Origin of the sequence: Rhodococcus sp. 114MFTsu3.1, assembly GCF_000383555.1 — a bacterium.
Classification (GTDB): domain Bacteria; phylum Actinomycetota; class Actinomycetes; order Mycobacteriales; family Mycobacteriaceae; genus Rhodococcoides; species Rhodococcoides fascians_E.
Genome location: NZ_KB911556.1, coordinates 82,994 through 100,381, shown reverse-complemented (window position 1 = coordinate 100,381; position 17,388 = coordinate 82,994). Strand labels below are relative to the sequence as shown.

Sequence of the window (17,388 nt, the reverse complement as noted above, 5' to 3'; positions counted from 1 at the left end):
GGGTGGGTGCCGCTTTTCGTTGTGCCAAGGGGCGTTTCGCACAGGTTGCAGGCCCCCGCACAGGATGCAACATGAGCGAGGAACTGGAAACTGTGCGAGTAGCAGCCGTCCCCTGGGGTGCAGCTGCGCACTCAGACGTGCAGCTGTACCCGTAGGGCTACGTCGCTGCCCTCGACTGCGCCGGCGAGGTATACGGCGCGCTCTTCGGCAGTACGAGTGAATGCCTCGATGTCGATGCCCGGTGAAGTCTGCACCGTGACGGCCAACGTCGGGGTGCCGCGATCGTCGATGGCTCGACCCCGGGCCGATTCGACGCCGGGGAAGTCGGCGAGGTCCGCGGCAATGCCACGGGCCAACGCGCCCAGGTCGATTCGTAGGGAATGAGATTCGCTCGTCGAGATCTCGACGGTGCCTGTTCTTCTGGGGGAGAGGTTCCCGATCAGGAGCGCGACGCCGACGAGTGTGCCGACGACGGCGGTCGCGGCCAGTGCGGCCTCCCACCACGATTGCGCAGGCAACGCCGCGAAGACGTCACGGTCGAATCTGGACAGGGACTCCACGGCGAACGGAACGTCGTAGTACCACGCGACCGCGAACGCCCCTGCGCCGACGAGTGCGACGCCGAGAAGCGTGACCAACAGGCGATCGATCAACGTTGTCGCGCGCTTCACGCCTTGCTCTCCTTCACTCGGACGCGGACGGTCCTCGTGTCGGCCAGCAATGCGATTGTGGGTTCCACTGCAGCGCGGACGGATTCGACCGCAGCGGTGGAACCGTTGGTACTGCCGGCGGCACGATGCACGTCGACGGTCACCCGCTTCGGCGTCACGGTGGTCCGCGCGGAATCCACGCCGGGCACCGAGCCTGCATGATCGCTACAGATCCGGGCGACGTCGGTGGGACGCAACCACACCATCGGATACTGCGACGCCTTCGACCCGGCGCCCGTGTGAGTTTTCGTCCGCGGCTTCAGACCGAGAACGACGAGTATCGCACCCACCACGACGCAGGCAGCCGCCGCACCGATCATCCATGGCTGCCAATGCAACTCCGCGATCCAGTTCACGGCGTTGGCGATCCACGGTGAGCCGTCGATGGTGTCGTGCGCGATCAGGAACTCTCGTCCGGCGACGAAGGCGACACCGAGCAGAACGAGCGACAGGACAAGAGCGACCGGTACAGCGGCCGGGCTCGCCGTCGGGGGCCTCGGACGAAACGCAGCAGCGTCGGACGGCGCAGACGGTTCAGGCGAACCAGCGGGCGACGTACCGACCACCAGAACGTTGAGCTGATGCAGCGGCAGACCGATGATGTCGTTCAACGCGCGTCCGACCTTCTCGGCGATCGCAGCCCCGGCGTCGGCGATCCGGCAGGGCCAGGCCAGTGCCACGTACAGGTTGACCGACACCGAATGCTCGCCGACGGACACATCCGCACGCGGCAGTTCACGTCCGGTCAGCTTCGACATCCCGCCGACCTGCCGTACGACCGCAGGAACGGTCAGCGCCGCGGCGACCGCGACACGGGAGACGGCGCGCTCCTTGATGACCAGCGTGCCGGGGCCGCCGGTTCCCGGGACCTCCTCGGCCACGAAGTCCGGATCGACACTCGGGGTCGCTACGTCCTTGCCGCCGTCAGCCACGGCCGCGGCTGCGCAGCAGGGACGTCAGATCGAGGCGACCGTCGAAGTGAGCGCCGACAGCCAACCCGACCGCGCCGAGGAACAGTGCGAGCACGAATCCGCTGAACCCGCCGATGATCCCGGCGAGAGCGAGCAGCAGACCGGTGAGCAGTCCGACGACGGTGTAACTCATGAACTCTCCCCTGAATCGATGTCCCCTGAATCGATGTCCCCTGAATCGATGTCCTCGACGACGACCGCGACGGGTACCGACACCAGCTGCCCGATCGCTGCCTGGACTCCGCGGGCGACGCCGTGTACGTCGGACGGGTATTCGGCGGTGATGTGCACTTCGCACCGCTCGTCGTCGACGCGGACACCGACGACCTTTCTGCCGGGCAGATAGGTCGCGATCTCGCCGAACTCCCCGGCGTGCAGGCCTGCTACACCGGACACGGTCGTCGCGGCGGCGGCGATGGCGTCGGCGAGCTGGTAATCCGCTTCGGCGCTCACTGGACCCGAGGTGCGATGTCCGGGTCCACGCCGGTCTCGAGCTCGTCGAACAGGATGACGTCGTAGACGGTGATGTTCACTTCGGTGACCTCGAGGCCCGTCATCCGCTCGACGGCGGTGATGACGTTGCGTCGGATGCCTGCCGCGAGTTCGTGCAATGCGACGCCGTACTCGGCGACGATGCCGATGTCGATGGCAGCCTGTTTCTCACCGACCTCGACGGCGACGCCCTGGCTGTGGTTGACGCGGGCGCCGGGGATGCGGTCCCGGAGCGCACCGACGACCCGAGCGGTTCCGCCACCGACGTCGTGGACGCCGTCGATCTCACGCGTCGCGATTCCGGCGATCTTCGCGACGACCGCGTCGGCGATGATCGTTCGACCCTGCGTGGTGGTCAGCGCGGCCGAACTGGCGGCCGCGAAGCTGGGGTCTGTGGTCATGGTCTCGATCGTAGACGCGCAACCGAGCCTCCGTTGCTCAGTGGACGGAGTTCGTTCTCTGGTAGAGATCTCCCCATGACGATCGTGATCGTAGGAGCAGGCCTCGGCGGATTACGTACGGCTCAGGAACTGCGCAAACAGGGGTACGACGGCGGTCTTGTGCTCGTCGGAGACGAACCGCACCTTCCGTACGACAGGCCGCCGCTGTCGAAGGAGGTGATCCGCGGGGAGCGGGAGGACACCACCTTCGAAAGCGAGGAGTACTTCGCCGAGAACCGCATCGAGCTGCGGTTGGGTGTGGCAGCGGTCCGAGTGGATACCGAGAACACGACGCTCGAGCTGGCCGACGGCTCGACGCTCCCTTACGACCAGCTGGTGATCGCGACGGGCCTACGGCCGAGACGGGTGCCGTCGTTGCCGGACCTGCACGGAGTGCACGTCCTTCGCAGCCGCGACGACGCCGAGTCGTTGCGCCGTGACGCCTCTGCTGCCGCACGCGCCGTCGTGGTGGGGGCCGGATTCGTCGGGTGCGAGGTCGCCGCAGGCCTACGGCACCTCGGCGTCGATGTCACGCTCGTCGAGCCGCAAGCCACCCCTCTCGCGTCGGTCCTCGGCTCCGAGGTCGGCGAGCTGGTGTCGAGGCTTCACCGCGACGAGGGCGTGACGGTGCGCACCGGAGTCGGCGTCGACACTCTGCGCGGAACGGACCGGGTCACGCACGTCGTGCTGAGCGACGGAACCGAAGTCGAGGCAGACCTGGTGGTGATCGGAATCGGGTCGACACCGGTGGTCGAGGTGCTGGAGGCGTCGGGAGTCACCGTCGACAACGGCGTCGTTGCCGACGCGTACGGGCGCACCGATGTCCTGGGCGTCTGGGCGGTCGGCGACGTCGCAGCCTGGGATCACCCGCAGCACGGTCGCCGACGGGTCGAGCACTGGAGCAATGTCGGTGACCAGGTTCGCGTCATGGTTCCGGCTCTACTGGGCAAGGAACCGGCGGCCGCACCTCGGCCTGTCGTTCCGTACTTCTGGAGTGATCAGTACGACGTCAAGATCCAGGCGTTGGGCAGCCCATCCGCCGATGATTCCGTCGAGATCGTCGAGGACGACGGCAGAAAATTCCTGGCATACTACGTCCGTGACGGAATTCTTACGGCCGTGGTCGGCGCCGGTATGGCAGGAGCAGTGATGAAGATGCGTGCGAAGATCGGTCAGCCCACGTGAGCGGTGCGCTGCTGACGGCGTCGGACATCGCCGACGCCGAGGAATTGCTCGAGCCGGTCATGCGAAGAACCCCTGTCGTGGCGTCACGGATTCTGTCCGATACGACCGGGCACGAAGTGCGACTCAAATGCGAGAATCTGCAACGCACAGGCTCTTTCAAGCCCCGCGGAGCGTACAACCGCATAGCACGGCTCTCACCGGAGGAACGCGCACACGGTGTAGTGGCCGCCAGCGCGGGCAACCACGCGCAAGGTGTCGCCTGGGCTGCGACGCAGCTGGGTACGACGTCGACGGTCTTCATGCCTACCGGCGTCTCGTTGCCGAAGCTCGTCGCCACCAAGGCCTACGGCGCGGACGTCCACCTGACCGGCCGCACGGTCGACGAAGCGCTCATGCACGCGCACGAATTCGCCGCTCGCACCGGCGCCGTGCTGATCCACCCGTTCGACCACGCGGACATCGTTGCGGGACAAGCAACTCTGGGGACCGAGCTACTTCGTCAGATGCCCGACGTCGGCACCATCGTCGTTCCGACGGGCGGCGGTGGATTGCTGGCAGGCGTCGCAGCCGCGGTTCACCTGCACAAGCCGAACGTTCGCGTCGTCGGCGTGCAAGCCGAAGGCGCCGCCGCCTGGCCGGTGTCGCTGAAAGCCGGGTATCCCGTTGCCGCACAGTCGATGTCGACGATGGCCGACGGTATCGCCGTCGGCCTACCCGGTAGCGTTCCGTTCGACCACGTGGTGGACCGCGTCGACGAGATCGTGACCGTCTCCGAAGACGCGCTGTCCCGAGCGCTGCTGCTCTGCATCGAACGGGCGAAGCTGATCGTCGAGCCCGCGGGCGCCGCCGCCGTTGCCGCGCTGATGACCAGGCAGGACCTCCGGCTGGACGGACCGGTGTGTGCCATCCTGTCCGGCGGCAACATCGACCCCCTTCTGCTGACCCACGTCATCACCCACGGATTGCGAGCCGCAGGACGCTATCTCGCTGTCCGCGTCACCATTTCGGACAGGCCTGGCGGACTGATCGGGCTCCTCGACGTCGTCAAGGGAGTCGGCGCGAGCGTCGTCGACGTCGTTCACTCCCGCACCGGCGGTCAGCTGGGACTCGAGGAAGTCGATGTCATGCTCACCGTCGAAACCCGCGGCCCGGCACATCGCCAGGACGTCCTCGACGCACTCGGCGCCGCGGGATTCGCCGTCGACATCTCGTCCTAGGCGCGACGCGGGTACTCCCGGTCCGGTCAGAAATAGCGCTTCGTGATGATCTCGAGGTAGTTCCCGCCCGGATCGAGGAAATACACTCCTCGTCCGCCGTGCTCGGTGTTGGTTTCACCCGGACGGGTCCGTTGCGGATCCGCCCAGTGTGGGGCGCCGCGCTCCCGGAGACGGGCGTACGCCCGGTCGAACAGTGCGTCGTCGACCAGAAATGCGTAATGCTGAGGGTGGTAATCGATCGGTGGAGTCGCGAATTGGAGCATCACCGAATCGTCGAGAGTGATGTTGACGAACGGACCCCAGGACGGGGCGTGTTTCGCTTCGAGAACGTCGACGTAGAACTCTGCGGTCGACCGTGTGTCGGTAGTGGCAATGATGGTGTGATCGAACGTGATCGACATGGTGTGCCTTCTGCTAGGCCCATCGGGGGCGCAGGTGCGAGACTAACGCGAGTCACGGCGGCGAAGCAAGAGATTGTCGGTGGCTGCACGTAGGATCTCCGTCGTCGGTTCTCGGGAGGGCCGATGAGTTCTCGTCGGGCATCGAGTCTGCAGTACGTAAGCACCAAATGAATGGGGAACAGATCATGGCGAACGCCATCGAAGTCGAGAATTTGGTACTCGAGTACGGCAAGAACACGGCGCTGAACGGAATCAGTTTCTCCGTGCCGGAGGGCACGGTTCTGGGCGTCCTCGGACCCAACGGGGCGGGGAAGACGACGGCGGTCCGCATTCTCGCGACCCTCCTGAAAGCGACGTCCGGGTCCGCGCGGGTGCATGGAATCGACGTCGGCGACAACCCGAACGAGGTCCGTAACACCATCGGGCTGACGGGACAGTTCGCGGCCGTCGACGAATACCTGACCGGGTACGAGAACCTGGAGATGGTGGGCAGGCTGTTCGGCCTGAAGAAGTCGGAAGCGAAGACACGGGCGGACCAGTTGCTCGCGCGCTTCGATCTGGAATACGCACGTGACCGCACCGCGAAGCAGTACTCCGGCGGTATGCGTCGTCGCCTCGACATCGCGGCCAGCCTCATCGGCAGGCCGAAGGTGGTGTTCCTCGACGAGCCGACGACAGGCCTCGACCCTCGAAGTCGAATGGCCATGTGGGACTTCATCTCCGACCTCGTCAAGGACGGTACGACGATTCTGCTGACGACGCAGTACCTCGAAGAAGCGGACCGCCTCGCCGATCGGATCATCGTCCTCGACAAGGGGTCGATCATCGCCGAGGGCACAGCGGATCAGCTCAAGGCGCAGGTCGGTGGTGAACGCCTCGAATTCGTCCTCACCGACGAATCGCAGAAGGACCGGGCGCTCGAGATCCTCACGCCCATCGGCCTCGACGCGCCGTCGTACGACGCGCAGACCCGGCGACTCGGCATGCCGGTCAGCGGCGGAGCCGACGATCTGACGACCGCTCTCGTCGCACTCAAGGAAGCCGACATCCACGTCGTCGACGTCGGGCTACGACGGCCGAATCTCGACGACGTTTTTCTCACCCTCACCGGCCGCGCCGCCGAGGACGAACAAGCAGTGGAGGAAGAGAAATGAGCGTGCTGCGCGATTCCCTCATCATCACCAAACGGAACCTGATCAAGCTCAAGCGAGTTCCGGATCTACTGTTCTTCGCGACGCTGTCACCGATCATGTTCGTGTTGCTGTTCGCGTACGTGTTCGGAAGCGCCATCGACATCCCCGGCGTCGACTACAAGAGCTTCCTCATGGGCGGCATCTTCGTGCAGACCATGATCTTCGGTGCATCCATCACCGGGTCCTCGCTCGCCGAGGATCTGCAGAAGGGCGTGATGGACAGGTTCCGGTCCCTGCCGATGGCACGGTCCGCCGTCGTGATCGGTAGAACCGCAGCGGATGTCGGCAACAACATCGTGACGATCACCATCATGTCCATCACCGGTTTGATCGTCGGGTGGCGCATCACGTCGTCGTTCCTCGAAGCCGTCGCCGGCTACGTCTTGCTGCTGCTGTTCGCGTACTCCATCTCGTGGGTGATGGCATTCGTCGGATTGACCGTCCGATCGCCGGAGATCTTCAACAACGCGTCGTTCATCGTGATCTTCCCGTTGACGTTCATCGCGAACACGTTCGTACCCATCGAAGGCTTCCCGACGGTCCTCAAGACCATCGCGGAGTGGAACCCGATCTCCTCGGTGGCTCTCGCCGTACGCGAGCTGTTCGGCAACACCAACCCGCTCGCCCCACCGCCGGAAGCCTGGCCACTGCAGAACCCGATTCTGTACACGCTCATCTGGGTTGTGCTGTTCCTCGTCATCTTCGTGCCGCTGTCGGTGCGCAAGTACGAGAGAACTCTCACCGCCTGAGACCGAGACACGAGAAAGCCCCCGACCACGAACGGTCGGGGGCTTTCTCGTACGTCGACTCTTAGGTGTGGTACGGCTCGGCACTGAGCAGCGTGACCTTCATGGTCTTGCCGTTCGGCAGAGCGTATTCGCGAGTGTCGCCGACCTTGGCGTCGATGAGAGCGCCACCCAGCGGCGAGCTGGGGGAGTAGACCTCGAGCTTGCCGTCGCGGGCACCCTCTTCACGGGTGGCGATGAGGAACGTCTCGGTATCGGACTCGTCACCGTCGTAGTAGACCTTGACGACGGATCCGGGCAGTGCCACACCGGACTGAGTGGGCGCCTCGCCGACCTTCGCCGAGTTGAGCAGCTCCTGCAGCTGCCGGATACGAGCTTCCTGCTGACCCTGCTCCTCGCGTGCAGCGTGGTAGCCGCCGTTCTCCTTCAGATCGCCCTCTTCGCGTCGCTCGTTGATCTCGGCGGCGATGACCGGGCGATTGGAAATGAGTTGGTCGAGTTCGCTCTTGAGCCTGTCGTGGGATTCCTGGGTAAGCCAGGTCACCTGGGTCTCGGTCATCTCGATCACTCCCTTGTAGTCGAAGTCGCGGTGGACTCCCGGTCTGTTGCTGACGGAGGGCATGCCTCTAGGCGGGTCCCCCTGGAATTGGGCGGATCCCCCTGGTGCGGCCCACTGCCTGAGCCGGCTGCTCCAGCGGTCGCTGTCGGCGTCGTGCAGGGCCAACTCGGCAACCCCGCAGGCCTGAAGGGCCGTCAATGCAGCAATACACGGTTCCAGTGCGGAACCGTGTACAGGCCTATCTTACCACGAGACGGCGGGAGGTCAGCCTGCCCGTAAATACTCGGGAACATTCGTGCTGCATCCGTACACGTCACCGACGGCAGGAGGCTGCGATGTGCGCAGAACGGTGGTCACCTGGACCTCCTGATCCGAGGAACCCGGTACGAAGACCTCGCGGCGGCCGGTTTCCGAGCCGTCGCGAGAACGCGCTCGAACGATGCAAACAGCTTCCTGCTCCGGGTCCGCCCGGGTGACGCTGAAGCTGATGGAGATGGTCTCGTCGTCCACCAGATCGAACGTCAACGCCTTGCCCTCGACGTCCTGCACCGCGAATCGCTGGTACGCGAGGTATGCGACCACGAGCCCGACCACCACGGCCACGACGAGCAGAAGATTTCTCGTCCGGGGTGCCACTCCCCGCCGCGAGCTGGACGCCGGGTAGCGGCCTTCGGGAAGGGTGGCAGTCATGGGAACGTCGCTTTCGAGGGGGAACCGTCGATTTCCTTGCGGCAGCCGGTGCGTGCAGCGTCGGCGCCAAGTGGAACTATAGGGGGAGGATAAGTTTCCGGTGAAGCTGAGGTGAGGAAAGAACGTGTCCGGACTACGGCTCATGGCGGTGCACGCCCATCCCGACGACGAGTCGAGCAAGGGTGCCGCAACGACGGCTCGGTACGCAGCCGAAGGTAACGACGTCCTGATCGTCACCCTCACCGGCGGCGAGCGCGGCGACATTCTCAACCCCGCGATGGACATTCCGGGTGTCAAGGACCGAATCAACGAAGTTCGGCGGGAGGAGATGGCCGAGGCCGCTCGCATTCTCGGCGTCCGGCAGACGTGGCTCGGCTACGTCGACTCCGGCCTGCCCGAGGGTGATCCACTACCGCCGCTTCCCGAGGGATGCTTCGCACTGGTGCCGCTCGAGGAATCCACCGAAGCGCTTGTCAAAGTAGTTCGCGAATTCAAACCCCACGTCATCACGACCTACGACGAGAAGGGCGGCTACCCGCACCCGGACCACATCCGGTGCCACGAGGTGTCGGTCGCGGCGTACGAGGCAGCGGGTGATCCCAGCAAGTTCCCCGACGCCGGCGAACCCTGGACGCCGTTGAAGCTGTACTACTCCCACGGATTTCTGCGGAAGAAGATGCAGCTCTTCCACGATTGGTTCATCGACCGCGGTGAGGAAAGCCCCTTCGTCGACTGGCTGAAGAGGTGGACCACGGACCGCGACGAGATCATGGAACGCATCACCACGCAGGTCACCGTCGGCGACTACTTCGAGCAGCGGGACGACGCACTGCGCGCGCACGCAACACAGATCGATCCCAACGGATCGTTCTTCGCCGTGCCGATCGAGGTGCAGCGCAAGCTGTGGCCGACGGAGGAGTACGAGCTCGCTCGCACCCGCGTCAAGACGTCCATCCCGGAGACCGAGCTCTTCGCCGGGATCGATCCGGAGACCGCCACATGATCGTGTCGCTGCTGGCGCAGGGCGCCCCAGGCCCGGAGTTCGGTAAATCCTCGCCCGTCGGCCTGGTCATCATCGTCGCCCTGCTCGTGGGAACAGCGTTGCTGATCTGGTCGATGAACAAACAGATCAAGAAGCTGCCCGAGTCCTTCGAAAAGGACGATCCGGGGCCGGACCAGGCGCTCGACGAAGGCACGGACCGCGGCGCCGTACGCGAAGAGGCACGCGAGACCAAGCCCGGCGAGAGCTGATCGTGCTCGGGGCCAACGCGCTCGACAGGTCCACCAGCCCCTACCTGCGTCAGCACGCGGACAATCCGGTGCACTGGCAGGAGTGGACGACGGAGGCGTTGGAGTCCGCCCGCGAGCGCGACGTCCCGATCCTGCTGTCCATCGGGTACTCGGCGTGCCACTGGTGCCACGTCATGGCACACGAATCGTTCGAAGATGCCGAGACGGCCGCGTCGATGAACGCGAACTTCGTCTGCATCAAGGTCGATCGCGAAGAGCGTCCCGACCTGGATGCCGTGTACATGAGCGCAACCGTCGCGATGACCGGCCAGGGCGGTTGGCCGATGACATGCTTTCTCACTCCGGACGCCGAGCCGTTCTACTGCGGAACCTACTTCCCGCCCCGACCGCGAGCGGGAACCCCGTCGTTCACACAGTTGCTCGAGGCAGTCTCGGACACCTGGACGACCCGCCGCGCCGAGGTGTTCGACGCCTCCGCCGCGATCACCGAGGCCCTCCGGGACAACTCCGGCCGGCTCCCGGCGTCGGGCAAACCCGTCGACGCGGACCTGCTCGCGGATGCAGTGTCCTCGGTGTTGGCCGACGAGGACGCAGAGAGAGGCGGATTCGGTGGCGCGCCCAAATTCCCGCCGAGCTCGCTGTTGGAAGGTCTGCTCCGACACTACGAGCGAACCGGGTCGACGTCGGTGCGGGGCGCCGTCACGCGCACCGCGTCGGCGATGGCTCGCGGCGGGATTCACGATCAGATCGGCGGCGGATTCGCGCGATACGCCGTCGATGCGGAGTGGATCGTTCCGCATTTCGAGAAGATGCTCTACGACAATGCCCTGCTGCTCAGGTTCTACGGTCACCTCGCCCGCGTCACCGGTGACGCGCTGGCAACGCGGGTAGCCGACGCCACCGCTGCTTTCGTTCTCGGCGCGATGCGCACCGAGCAGGGGTGTTTCGCCGCTGCGCTGGACGCGGACACCGAAGGCGTCGAGGGTCTCACGTACGTGTGGACTCCCGAGCAACTCGTGGAAACCCTCGGCTTCGAGGACGGCGTCTGGGCAGCGGGGCTGTTCGCCGTCGACTCGTCGGGCACGTTCGAGGCCGGCATGTCGGTGCTCCAACTACCGGAGGATCCCGACGACACCGAACGCTTCGAGCAAGTGCGCGCAACCCTGATGGCCGCTCGTGACCTGCGCCCACAACCGGGACGCGACAACAAGGTGATCACCGCGTGGAACGGCCTGGCCATCACCGCTCTCGCCGAGGCAGGCTCCGGACTCGGACGCAGTACCTGGGTCGATGCCGCCGCCGAATGCGGCGAACAGATCTTCGCCCGGCACGAGGAGAACGGCCGGCTGCGTCGGGCATCGCTCGGACCTCACGTGGGCGAGGCGGCCGGAGTGCTCGAGGACTACGCCTGCATGGCCGTCGGATCGCTGTCGCTGCTGTCCGCGACCGGGGACACGGTGTGGTTGGAACGCGCCGTCCGACTCGTCGACGCAGCCATCGCGCACTTCGCCGACCCGGACAACCCCGGCAGCTGGTTCGACACCGCCGACGACGCCGAAGCATTGGTCACCCGGCCCAGGGACCCCCTCGACAACGCCACCCCGTCCGGCGCGTCGACCATCACCGAGGCATTGCTCGCGATCGAAGCGCTCGTGCCGTCGGAGTCCGCCGCCACGTACGGTGACCTGGCGGCAGCGGGCCTGGCTCGGGCGTCGGTCGTGATGGAACGCGCGCCTCGGTCGGCAGGGCACTGGCTGGCCGTAGCCGAGGCATCCGTACGCGGTCCGCTGCAGGTCGCGATATCGGTCGACGGTGACAGTCGACTGCTGGATGTTGCTCGCAGACACGCACCGGGCGGCACCACCATAGTTGCAGGCGCCGTCGATTCGTCTCCGCTCCTCACGGACCGGCCGACCGTCGACGGCAACGAGGCAGCCTACGTGTGCCGCGGGTTCGTCTGTGACAGACCGGTGACGACGGAGGAAGAACTGGTTGCGGCGTTGCGCCGCTAGAACAGCACGAGCCACACCGCGACGAGGTGGCAGATCGCGGCGAGAACCGTAGCGGCGTGGAAGAACTCGTGGTGGCCGAATGTCGTCGGCCACGGGTTCGGCCACTTCGTGGCGTACAGAACAGCTCCCACGCTGTACAGAATGCCGCCGACCAGCAGCAGAACGAACGGTGCATAGCCGACGTGATCGATAAGCGTCGGCGCGACCGGGACAATCGCCCACCCCAGAATGAGGTAGAGCGGAACACCGACCCACCGCGGCGCCTGCGGCCACAACATCTTCAGCGCAACCCCGCCGAGAGCACCCAGCCAGACGATGATCAACAGGGTCCGGCCGGTGCTCGTCGGTAGGCCCAGTATCGCGAACGGGGTGTAACTGCCCGCGATGAACACGAAAATCATCGAATGGTCGGCGCGTTTCATCCACACACGGTGGGCCGGGTTGTCCCAGTGGACACGGTGGTAGGTAGCGCTGACGCCGAACACGCCGCAAACGGTGACCGCATACACGGCCGTCGCGATCCCCGCGCCGACCGACACCAGTGTGAAGGCCAACGTGACCAACACGATGCCGGACACCACCGCCACTCCGAACGCATAGAGATGGATCCAACCGCGCATGCGTGGTTTGACCGGTAGCTCGTCGATCCCGAACATCGTCATAGCCCCACCTCCGACTCGAAACGCAAGATCCGCTCCCTGCAGAACCTACGCAACCGTAAGTTCGCTGCCTACTGTACCGGCGAGTAGCTCGACACGGTCGAACGAGACGGTCATCCCGCAGGCTCCACTCCTGCTTCCCGGGTCATTCCGCAGGCTCCACTCCTGCCGGGCGTAAGGTTGTGCCCCGTGGTGATGTCTCGGTGAAGATTCTCCCGACCAAGGTGCGCAGCGTCCTCTACAACGTGTACGAGCGACGCCTGCTGACACAACTCGACGACGTGGCGCATCCCCGCCACGTCGCTGTGATGTGCGACGGCAACCGCCGCTGGGCTCGAGAGAACGGCTTCACCGACGTCGCGCACGGGCACCGGATGGGGGCCTTGAAGATCGCCGAGATGCTGGGCTGGTGTGACGCAGCAGGCATCGAGATGGCGACGATCTACCTGTTGTCTACCGAGAACCTTCGACGCGACCCCGACGAGTTGGAATCGCTGCTCGAGATCATCACCGACGTCGTCGAGGAAATTTCCGGCCCGGAACAGAACTGGACCGTGAAGATAGTCGGAACACTCGACCTTCTCCCGGCCGCAACTGCACGTCGTCTCAAGGAAGCCGCGGAACTGACGGCCGGTCGGACCGGAACCCACGTCAACGTCGCAGTCGGGTACGGCGGCAGACAAGAGATCGCCGACGCCGTCCAAGCGCTGCTGAGCGAGAAGATCGCCGAGGGATTGACCGGCGAAGAGCTCATCGGCTCGGTCAACGTCGACGGCATCGACTCCCACCTGTACACATCGGGCCAGCCCGATCCGGACCTGGTGATCCGGACCTCCGGCGAACAGCGGCTCTCGGGGTTTCTGCTGTGGCAGAGCGCGTACTCGGAAATCTGGTTCACCGAGGCGTACTGGCCGGAATTCAGGCGCGTCGACTTCCTGCGCGCACTGCGCGACTACGCCGCCCGGCACCGCCGCTTCGGCATCTAGATGAGCGGAAATGTGCCTCGTGGTCACCCCGCAGGCTCTGCCCCTGCCGACCCTGGCCTGGATTTCCGCTCACAGCTTGCGTAGCCGCAGCCTGTTGATGGTGTGGTCGGCGTCCTTGCGCAACACCATCGTGGCGCGCGGACGCGTCGGAAGAATGTTCTCCACCAGATTCGGCAGGTTGATCGAGTGCCACAGGTCTTCGGCCGCGATCTTCGCGTGCTCGTCCGAAAGATTCGCGTAGTGGTGGAAGTGTGCGTCCGGATCGGCGAACGACGTCTCGCGCAGTGCAAGAAAGCGTTTGACGTACCAGTGCTCGATGTCCTCGATGCGCGCGTCGACGTAGATCGAGAAGTCGAACAGGTCCGACACCATCAACCGTGAACCCGTCTGCAGAACGTTGAGGCCCTCGACGATCAGGATGTCCGGCTGGCGAACCATGTGGAACTGGCCCTTGATGATGTCGTACGACACGTGCGAGTACACCGGCGCCGACACTTCCTCCGCACCGGACTTCACCTCGGTCACGAAGCGCAGAAGCTTGCGTCGGTCGTAGCTCTCCGGAAAGCCCTTGCGGTGCAGGATTCCGCGGCGCATCAGCTCGGCCGTGGAGTACAGGAAACCGTCGGTCGTCACCAGGTCGACACGAGGATGGTGATCCCACCGTGCCAGAAGCGCCTGCAGCACACGGGCCGTCGTCGATTTGCCGACGGCGACGCTTCCCGCCACGCCGATGACGAACGGCACCTGTCGATCCGGGTGTTTCTCACCGAGGAACGTTGCGGTAGCCGCGAACAACCGTTGCCGCGCCGCGACCTGAAGGTGGATGAGTCTGGCCAACGGCAGATACACCTCGGCCACCTCGTCGAGGTCGATCTGCTCACCCAGTCCGCGAAGCCCGACCAGTTCCTCTTCGGTCAGAACCAGAGGGGTGGACTGACGGAGCGTTCTCCACTGCGCACGGTCGAACTCGACGTACGGGCTGGTCTCGCTCATGCGCGCCGTCCACCACGATGGGTCCGTTCCTGCAGGCGTGAACTCCGGGGGAGCGCGAGTCGCATGAATGACGATTGTGCTCGGTGCCACGAGGACTCGCACGGGCGGGGTAGTTCACTGGTTGTTCACCCGGTCGGTGACGCTAGTGTCGGACAGCATGAACGCCGATTCCTTCGTCCGCGACTACCTCACCCTCGGCCTGAAATTCGATCGCCTCGAAGAGGGGTTCGTCGACGCGTACACCGGTGACCCCGAGCTACGACGGCAGGTGGAGAACGCACCGGCGCCCGAGCCTAAGGAGCTTGCGCGTCGAGCAGGGGAGCTTCGCAAGGAACTCGGCAACACAGGCCTGCCCGAGCAGCGTGCCGAGTTCGTCGACGTTCATCTTCGGGCGCTCGAATGCTCGGCCCGCAAGTTCGCCGGCGAGGACATCGGCTTCGTCGACGAGGTCTTCGCGTACTTCGACGTCCACATCGAGCCGGGCGATCAGGACGAGTACCGCCAGGCCCACCGAAAGATGGACGACGTGTTGGCCGGCCCCGGTTCGCTCGCCGAACGTCTTGCCGCACACCGGGCGCAGGACGTCGTACCCGCGGATCGGTTGCAGGAGTGCGTCGACGCCTTCTCCAGTGCCCTGCGGGACCGCGTGCGTGCCGAATACACGCTGCCGGACACCGAACAGGTCACCTACGAGGTCGTCGGAGACAAACCGTGGTCGGGGTTCAACTACTACCTCGGTGATTACAAGTCCACCGTCGCGATCAACTCCGACCTGCAGCAGCAGATGGCGAACCTGCCTCACCTGATCGCGCACGAGGCGTACCCGGGTCATCACACCGAGCACTGCCGCAAGGAAGCCGGGCTGGTGGCGTCGGGCCAGACGGAGCAGACCCTGTTCCTGGTCAACACTCCGCAATGCCTGATGGCCGAGGGGCTCGCCGACCTCGCGTTGAAGTCGATCGTCGGGCCGGGGTGGGGTGTGTGGGCGCAGGAGATCTACGCCGACCTGGGGCTGCGCTTCGACGGTGAGAAGGCGGAACGGTTGTCCGAGGCGTCGGGGCAGCTGCTCGGTGTGCGTCAGGACGCGGCGTTGCTGCTGCACGATCAGCACAAGTCGCAGGACGACGTCGCTGCCTACCTCGAACGCTGGTCGCTGACGTCGCCGCAGCGCGCCCGGCAGAGTCTGAAGTTTCTGTCGTCGCCGTTGTGGCGCGCGTACATCAGTACCTACGTCGAGGGCTACAAGCTTCTCGGTGGGTGGCTCGACAAGGGCAAAACGGTCAGCGAGCGATCCGCGCTGTTCGGCCGCCTGCTCGACGAACCGCTCATCCCCAGCGCGCTGCGTGAGCACTGAGGTGCATCTCGTAAACTGAATGCGCCAATCCCGCAGCTCACCCTTGGAGACACCTGTAATGACCGACGTCAACACCCAGTCGCTCGCCGAACTCGACCCCGAGGTAGCCGAAGCCATGGCTGGCGAACTCGGTCGTCAGCGCGACACGCTCGAGATGATCGCGTCGGAGAACTTCGTTCCACGCGCAGTCCTCCAGGCACAGGGCAGCGTGTTGACGAACAAGTACGCCGAGGGCTACCCGGGACGTCGCTACTACGGCGGGTGCGAGCACGTCGACGTCGTCGAGGATCTGGCGCGCAATCGTGCCAAGGAACTGTTCGGTGCCGAATTCGCCAACGTGCAACCCCACGCGGGCGCGCAGGCCAACGCCGCGGTCCTGATGGCACTGATCAACCCGGGTGACAAGATCATGGGCCTCGACCTGGCGCACGGCGGTCACCTGACGCACGGTATGAAGCTGAACTTCTCCGGCAAGCTGTACGAGGTCGAGTCCTATGGAGTCAGCAAGGAAGACCACCGCATCGACATGGACGAGGTGCGCAAGCAGGCACTGACGTCCAAGCCGCAGGTTCTCATCGCCGGCTGGTCCGCCTACCCGCGCCACCAGGACTTCAAGGCGTTCCGTTCCATCGCCGACGAGGTCGGTGCCCTCCTGTGGGTCGACATGGCCCACTTCGCCGGTCTGGTCGCCGCGGGTGTCCACCCGTCCCCCGTGCCGTACGCCGACGTCGTGTCCTCGACGGTGCACAAGACGCTCGGTGGCCCCCGCTCCGGCCTGATCCTCGCCAAGAAGGAATGGGCCAAGAAGATCAACTCCGCCGTCTTCCCCGGTCAGCAGGGTGGGCCGCTCATGCATGCCGTCGCAGCGAAGGCCGTTGCCTTCAAGATCGCGGCGACGCCGGAGTTCAAGGAACGTCAGGAGCGCACCCTGCTCGGTGCATCCCTCCTCGCCGATCGGTTGAACGCCAAGGACGTCGCGGACAAGGGCATCTCCGTCCTCACCGGTGGCACCGACGTCCACCTCGCGCTCGTCGACCTGCGTAGCTCGGACCTCGACGGCCAGCAGGCAGAGGATCTGTTGCACGAGGTCGGAATCACCGTGAACCGCAATGCCGTTCCGTTCGATCCTCGCCCGCCGATGATCACCTCGGGTCTGCGCATCGGAACCGCGGCACTCGCTACCCGCGGATTCGGCGAAGCCGAGTTCACCGAGGTCGCGGACATCATCGCCACTGCTCTCGCCACCGGCGAGGCAAGCGACTCGCTCAAGGAGCGCGTCGTCAAGGTCGCTCAGTCCAAGCCGCTCTACGACGGTCTCGAGGACTGGGGACTGCTGGGATAGGCACCCGTCGTCGCACGAAAGGCCCACTCGTTCGAGTGGGCCTTTCGTGCGTTCTGGTCCGTTTTTCGCCGTTTGGTCCCGCCCGGACAGTGCGGAGGTGGTACATGTAGAAGAAGGAGCAGTCGAACGTCGAGTGCTCACCGACCGGGCGCCGCAGAACGTACGCGGACACGCCTGGTTTCGTTGC

20 protein-coding genes are annotated in these 17,388 nt (G+C 65.2%); 10 read left to right on the top strand and 10 right to left on the bottom strand.

Annotated features, from left to right (window positions below):
* Positions 1-131: 131 nt before the first annotated feature.
* Genes H292_RS0121110 through H292_RS0121090 form a run of 5 tightly spaced genes read right to left on the bottom strand, consistent with a single transcriptional unit; the run spans position 132 to position 2,574 of the window.
* On the bottom strand, positions 132-671 hold the full coding sequence (locus H292_RS0121110; protein WP_020112653.1) for a hypothetical protein: 540 nt from the start codon (positions 669-671) through the stop codon (positions 132-134).
* The gene (locus H292_RS0121105) at positions 668-1,642 is read right to left on the bottom strand and encodes a DUF6286 domain-containing Asp23/Gls24 family envelope stress response protein (protein WP_020112652.1); all 975 of its coding nucleotides are present in this window, start codon (positions 1,640-1,642) and stop codon (positions 668-670) included. Before H292_RS0121105 ends, H292_RS0121110 begins: the two co-directional genes overlap by 4 nt.
* On the bottom strand, positions 1,635-1,814 hold the full coding sequence (locus H292_RS0121100; protein ID WP_019665488.1) for a hypothetical protein: 180 nt from the start codon (positions 1,812-1,814) through the stop codon (positions 1,635-1,637). The genes H292_RS0121105 and H292_RS0121100 overlap by 8 nt, the downstream gene beginning before the upstream one ends.
* Positions 1,811-2,134, bottom strand: coding sequence for a hypothetical protein (locus H292_RS0121095; protein ID WP_020112651.1), 324 nt, complete (start codon positions 2,132-2,134; stop codon positions 1,811-1,813). The genes H292_RS0121100 and H292_RS0121095 overlap by 4 nt, the downstream gene beginning before the upstream one ends.
* The gene (locus H292_RS0121090) at positions 2,131-2,574 is read right to left on the bottom strand and encodes an Asp23/Gls24 family envelope stress response protein (RefSeq protein ID WP_019665486.1); all 444 of its coding nucleotides are present in this window, start codon (positions 2,572-2,574) and stop codon (positions 2,131-2,133) included. Before H292_RS0121090 ends, H292_RS0121095 begins: the two co-directional genes overlap by 4 nt.
* 75 nt (positions 2,575-2,649) lie before the next feature.
* Between H292_RS0121090 and H292_RS0121085 the strand changes: the two genes are divergently transcribed.
* Together H292_RS0121085 and ilvA are read left to right on the top strand one after the other, a co-directional pair.
* Positions 2,650-3,798: an NAD(P)/FAD-dependent oxidoreductase gene (locus tag H292_RS0121085; RefSeq protein ID WP_020112650.1), complete on the top strand. Its 1,149-nt coding sequence runs from the start codon at positions 2,650-2,652 to the stop codon at positions 3,796-3,798.
* A 59-nt stretch (positions 3,799-3,857) separates the two neighbouring features.
* A complete protein-coding gene (gene ilvA, locus H292_RS0121080) occupies positions 3,858-5,015 on the top strand; it encodes a threonine ammonia-lyase (protein ID WP_231383883.1) in 1,158 nt (385 codons plus the stop codon).
* A gap of 26 nt (positions 5,016-5,041) precedes the next feature.
* Here the strand turns inward: ilvA and H292_RS0121075 are convergent, their stop codons facing one another.
* Complete coding sequence (locus H292_RS0121075; protein ID WP_019665483.1) at positions 5,042-5,416, bottom strand: VOC family protein; 375 nt, start codon at positions 5,414-5,416, stop codon at positions 5,042-5,044.
* Positions 5,417-5,601: 185 nt separating this feature from the next.
* Here H292_RS0121075 and H292_RS0121070 point away from each other — a divergent pair, with 185 nt between their 5' ends.
* Together H292_RS0121070 and H292_RS0121065 are read left to right on the top strand one after the other, a co-directional pair.
* Positions 5,602-6,570, top strand: a complete 969-nt coding sequence (locus H292_RS0121070; RefSeq protein WP_026347857.1) for an ATP-binding cassette domain-containing protein — start codon at positions 5,602-5,604, stop codon at positions 6,568-6,570.
* On the top strand, positions 6,567-7,358 hold the full coding sequence (locus tag H292_RS0121065) for an ABC transporter permease (RefSeq protein WP_019665481.1): 792 nt from the start codon (positions 6,567-6,569) through the stop codon (positions 7,356-7,358). The genes H292_RS0121070 and H292_RS0121065 overlap by 4 nt, the downstream gene beginning before the upstream one ends.
* 61 nt (positions 7,359-7,419) lie before the next feature.
* Here H292_RS0121065 and greA read toward each other — a convergent pair whose 3' ends face one another.
* On the bottom strand, positions 7,420-7,914 hold the full coding sequence (gene greA, locus H292_RS0121060; RefSeq protein WP_026347856.1) for a transcription elongation factor GreA: 495 nt from the start codon (positions 7,912-7,914) through the stop codon (positions 7,420-7,422).
* Positions 7,915-8,178: 264 nt separating this feature from the next.
* On the bottom strand, positions 8,179-8,604 hold the full coding sequence (locus tag H292_RS0121055) for a DUF4307 domain-containing protein (protein ID WP_020112648.1): 426 nt from the start codon (positions 8,602-8,604) through the stop codon (positions 8,179-8,181).
* A 124-nt stretch (positions 8,605-8,728) separates the two neighbouring features.
* Here H292_RS0121055 and mca point away from each other — a divergent pair, with 124 nt between their 5' ends.
* The 3 genes from mca to H292_RS0121040 are packed head-to-tail and all read left to right on the top strand — an operon-like array spanning position 8,729 to position 11,867.
* Positions 8,729-9,607: a mycothiol conjugate amidase Mca gene (mca, locus tag H292_RS0121050; protein WP_026347855.1), complete on the top strand. Its 879-nt coding sequence runs from the start codon at positions 8,729-8,731 to the stop codon at positions 9,605-9,607.
* Positions 9,604-9,855: a hypothetical protein gene (locus H292_RS0121045; RefSeq protein ID WP_019665477.1), complete on the top strand. Its 252-nt coding sequence runs from the start codon at positions 9,604-9,606 to the stop codon at positions 9,853-9,855. The genes mca and H292_RS0121045 overlap by 4 nt, the downstream gene beginning before the upstream one ends.
* Positions 9,856-9,857: 2 nt before the next feature.
* Complete coding sequence (locus H292_RS0121040) at positions 9,858-11,867, top strand: thioredoxin domain-containing protein (protein ID WP_020112647.1); 2,010 nt, start codon at positions 9,858-9,860, stop codon at positions 11,865-11,867.
* Here H292_RS0121040 and trhA read toward each other — a convergent pair.
* Complete coding sequence (gene trhA, locus H292_RS0121035; RefSeq protein WP_019665475.1) at positions 11,864-12,529, bottom strand: PAQR family membrane homeostasis protein TrhA; 666 nt, start codon at positions 12,527-12,529, stop codon at positions 11,864-11,866. The genes H292_RS0121040 and trhA overlap by 4 nt on opposite strands.
* Positions 12,530-12,729: 200 nt before the next feature.
* Here trhA and H292_RS0121030 point away from each other — a divergent pair, with 200 nt between their 5' ends.
* Positions 12,730-13,512, top strand: a complete 783-nt coding sequence (locus H292_RS0121030; protein ID WP_019665474.1) for an isoprenyl transferase — start codon at positions 12,730-12,732, stop codon at positions 13,510-13,512.
* Positions 13,513-13,581: 69 nt separating this feature from the next.
* On the opposite strand, the gene coaA is transcribed toward H292_RS0121030, so the two are convergent.
* Positions 13,582-14,505, bottom strand: a complete 924-nt coding sequence (coaA, locus tag H292_RS0121025; RefSeq protein WP_026347854.1) for a type I pantothenate kinase — start codon at positions 14,503-14,505, stop codon at positions 13,582-13,584.
* Between the two features lie 157 nt (positions 14,506-14,662).
* Here coaA and H292_RS0121020 point away from each other — a divergent pair, with 157 nt between their 5' ends.
* Positions 14,663-15,859 (top strand): hypothetical protein, encoded by a 1,197-nt coding sequence (locus H292_RS0121020; RefSeq protein ID WP_026347853.1) that lies wholly within the window; start codon positions 14,663-14,665, stop codon positions 15,857-15,859.
* Between the two features lie 58 nt (positions 15,860-15,917).
* The gene (glyA, locus tag H292_RS0121015) at positions 15,918-17,201 is read left to right on the top strand and encodes a serine hydroxymethyltransferase (RefSeq protein ID WP_020112646.1); all 1,284 of its coding nucleotides are present in this window, start codon (positions 15,918-15,920) and stop codon (positions 17,199-17,201) included.
* The last annotated feature ends 187 nt before the right edge of the window (positions 17,202-17,388 follow it).

Bases quoted from the DNA above. Each gene is read 5' to 3' on its own strand.
- H292_RS0121100 (WP_019665488.1), bottom strand. From the start codon at position 1,814: ATGAGTTACACCGTCGTCGGACTGCTCACCGGTCTGCTGCTCGCTCTC.
- H292_RS0121090 (WP_019665486.1), bottom strand. From the start codon at position 2,574: ATGACCACAGACCCCAGCTTCGCGGCCGCCAGTTCGGCCGCGCTGACC.
- H292_RS0121085 (WP_020112650.1), top strand. From the start codon at position 2,650: ATGACGATCGTGATCGTAGGAGCAGGCCTCGGCGGATTACGTACGGCT.
- ilvA (WP_231383883.1), top strand. From the start codon at position 3,858: ATGCGAAGAACCCCTGTCGTGGCGTCACGGATTCTGTCCGATACGACC.
- H292_RS0121075 (WP_019665483.1), bottom strand. From the start codon at position 5,416: ATGTCGATCACGTTCGATCACACCATCATTGCCACTACCGACACACGG.
- H292_RS0121070 (WP_026347857.1), top strand. From the start codon at position 5,602: ATGGCGAACGCCATCGAAGTCGAGAATTTGGTACTCGAGTACGGCAAG.
- H292_RS0121065 (WP_019665481.1), top strand. From the start codon at position 6,567: ATGAGCGTGCTGCGCGATTCCCTCATCATCACCAAACGGAACCTGATC.
- greA (WP_026347856.1), bottom strand. From the start codon at position 7,914: ATGACCGAGACCCAGGTGACCTGGCTTACCCAGGAATCCCACGACAGG.
- H292_RS0121055 (WP_020112648.1), bottom strand. From the start codon at position 8,604: ATGACTGCCACCCTTCCCGAAGGCCGCTACCCGGCGTCCAGCTCGCGG.
- H292_RS0121045 (WP_019665477.1), top strand. From the start codon at position 9,604: ATGATCGTGTCGCTGCTGGCGCAGGGCGCCCCAGGCCCGGAGTTCGGT.
- trhA (WP_019665475.1), bottom strand. From the start codon at position 12,529: ATGACGATGTTCGGGATCGACGAGCTACCGGTCAAACCACGCATGCGC.
- coaA (WP_026347854.1), bottom strand. From the start codon at position 14,505: ATGAGCGAGACCAGCCCGTACGTCGAGTTCGACCGTGCGCAGTGGAGA.
- H292_RS0121020 (WP_026347853.1), top strand. From the start codon at position 14,663: ATGAACGCCGATTCCTTCGTCCGCGACTACCTCACCCTCGGCCTGAAA.
- glyA (WP_020112646.1), top strand. From the start codon at position 15,918: ATGACCGACGTCAACACCCAGTCGCTCGCCGAACTCGACCCCGAGGTA.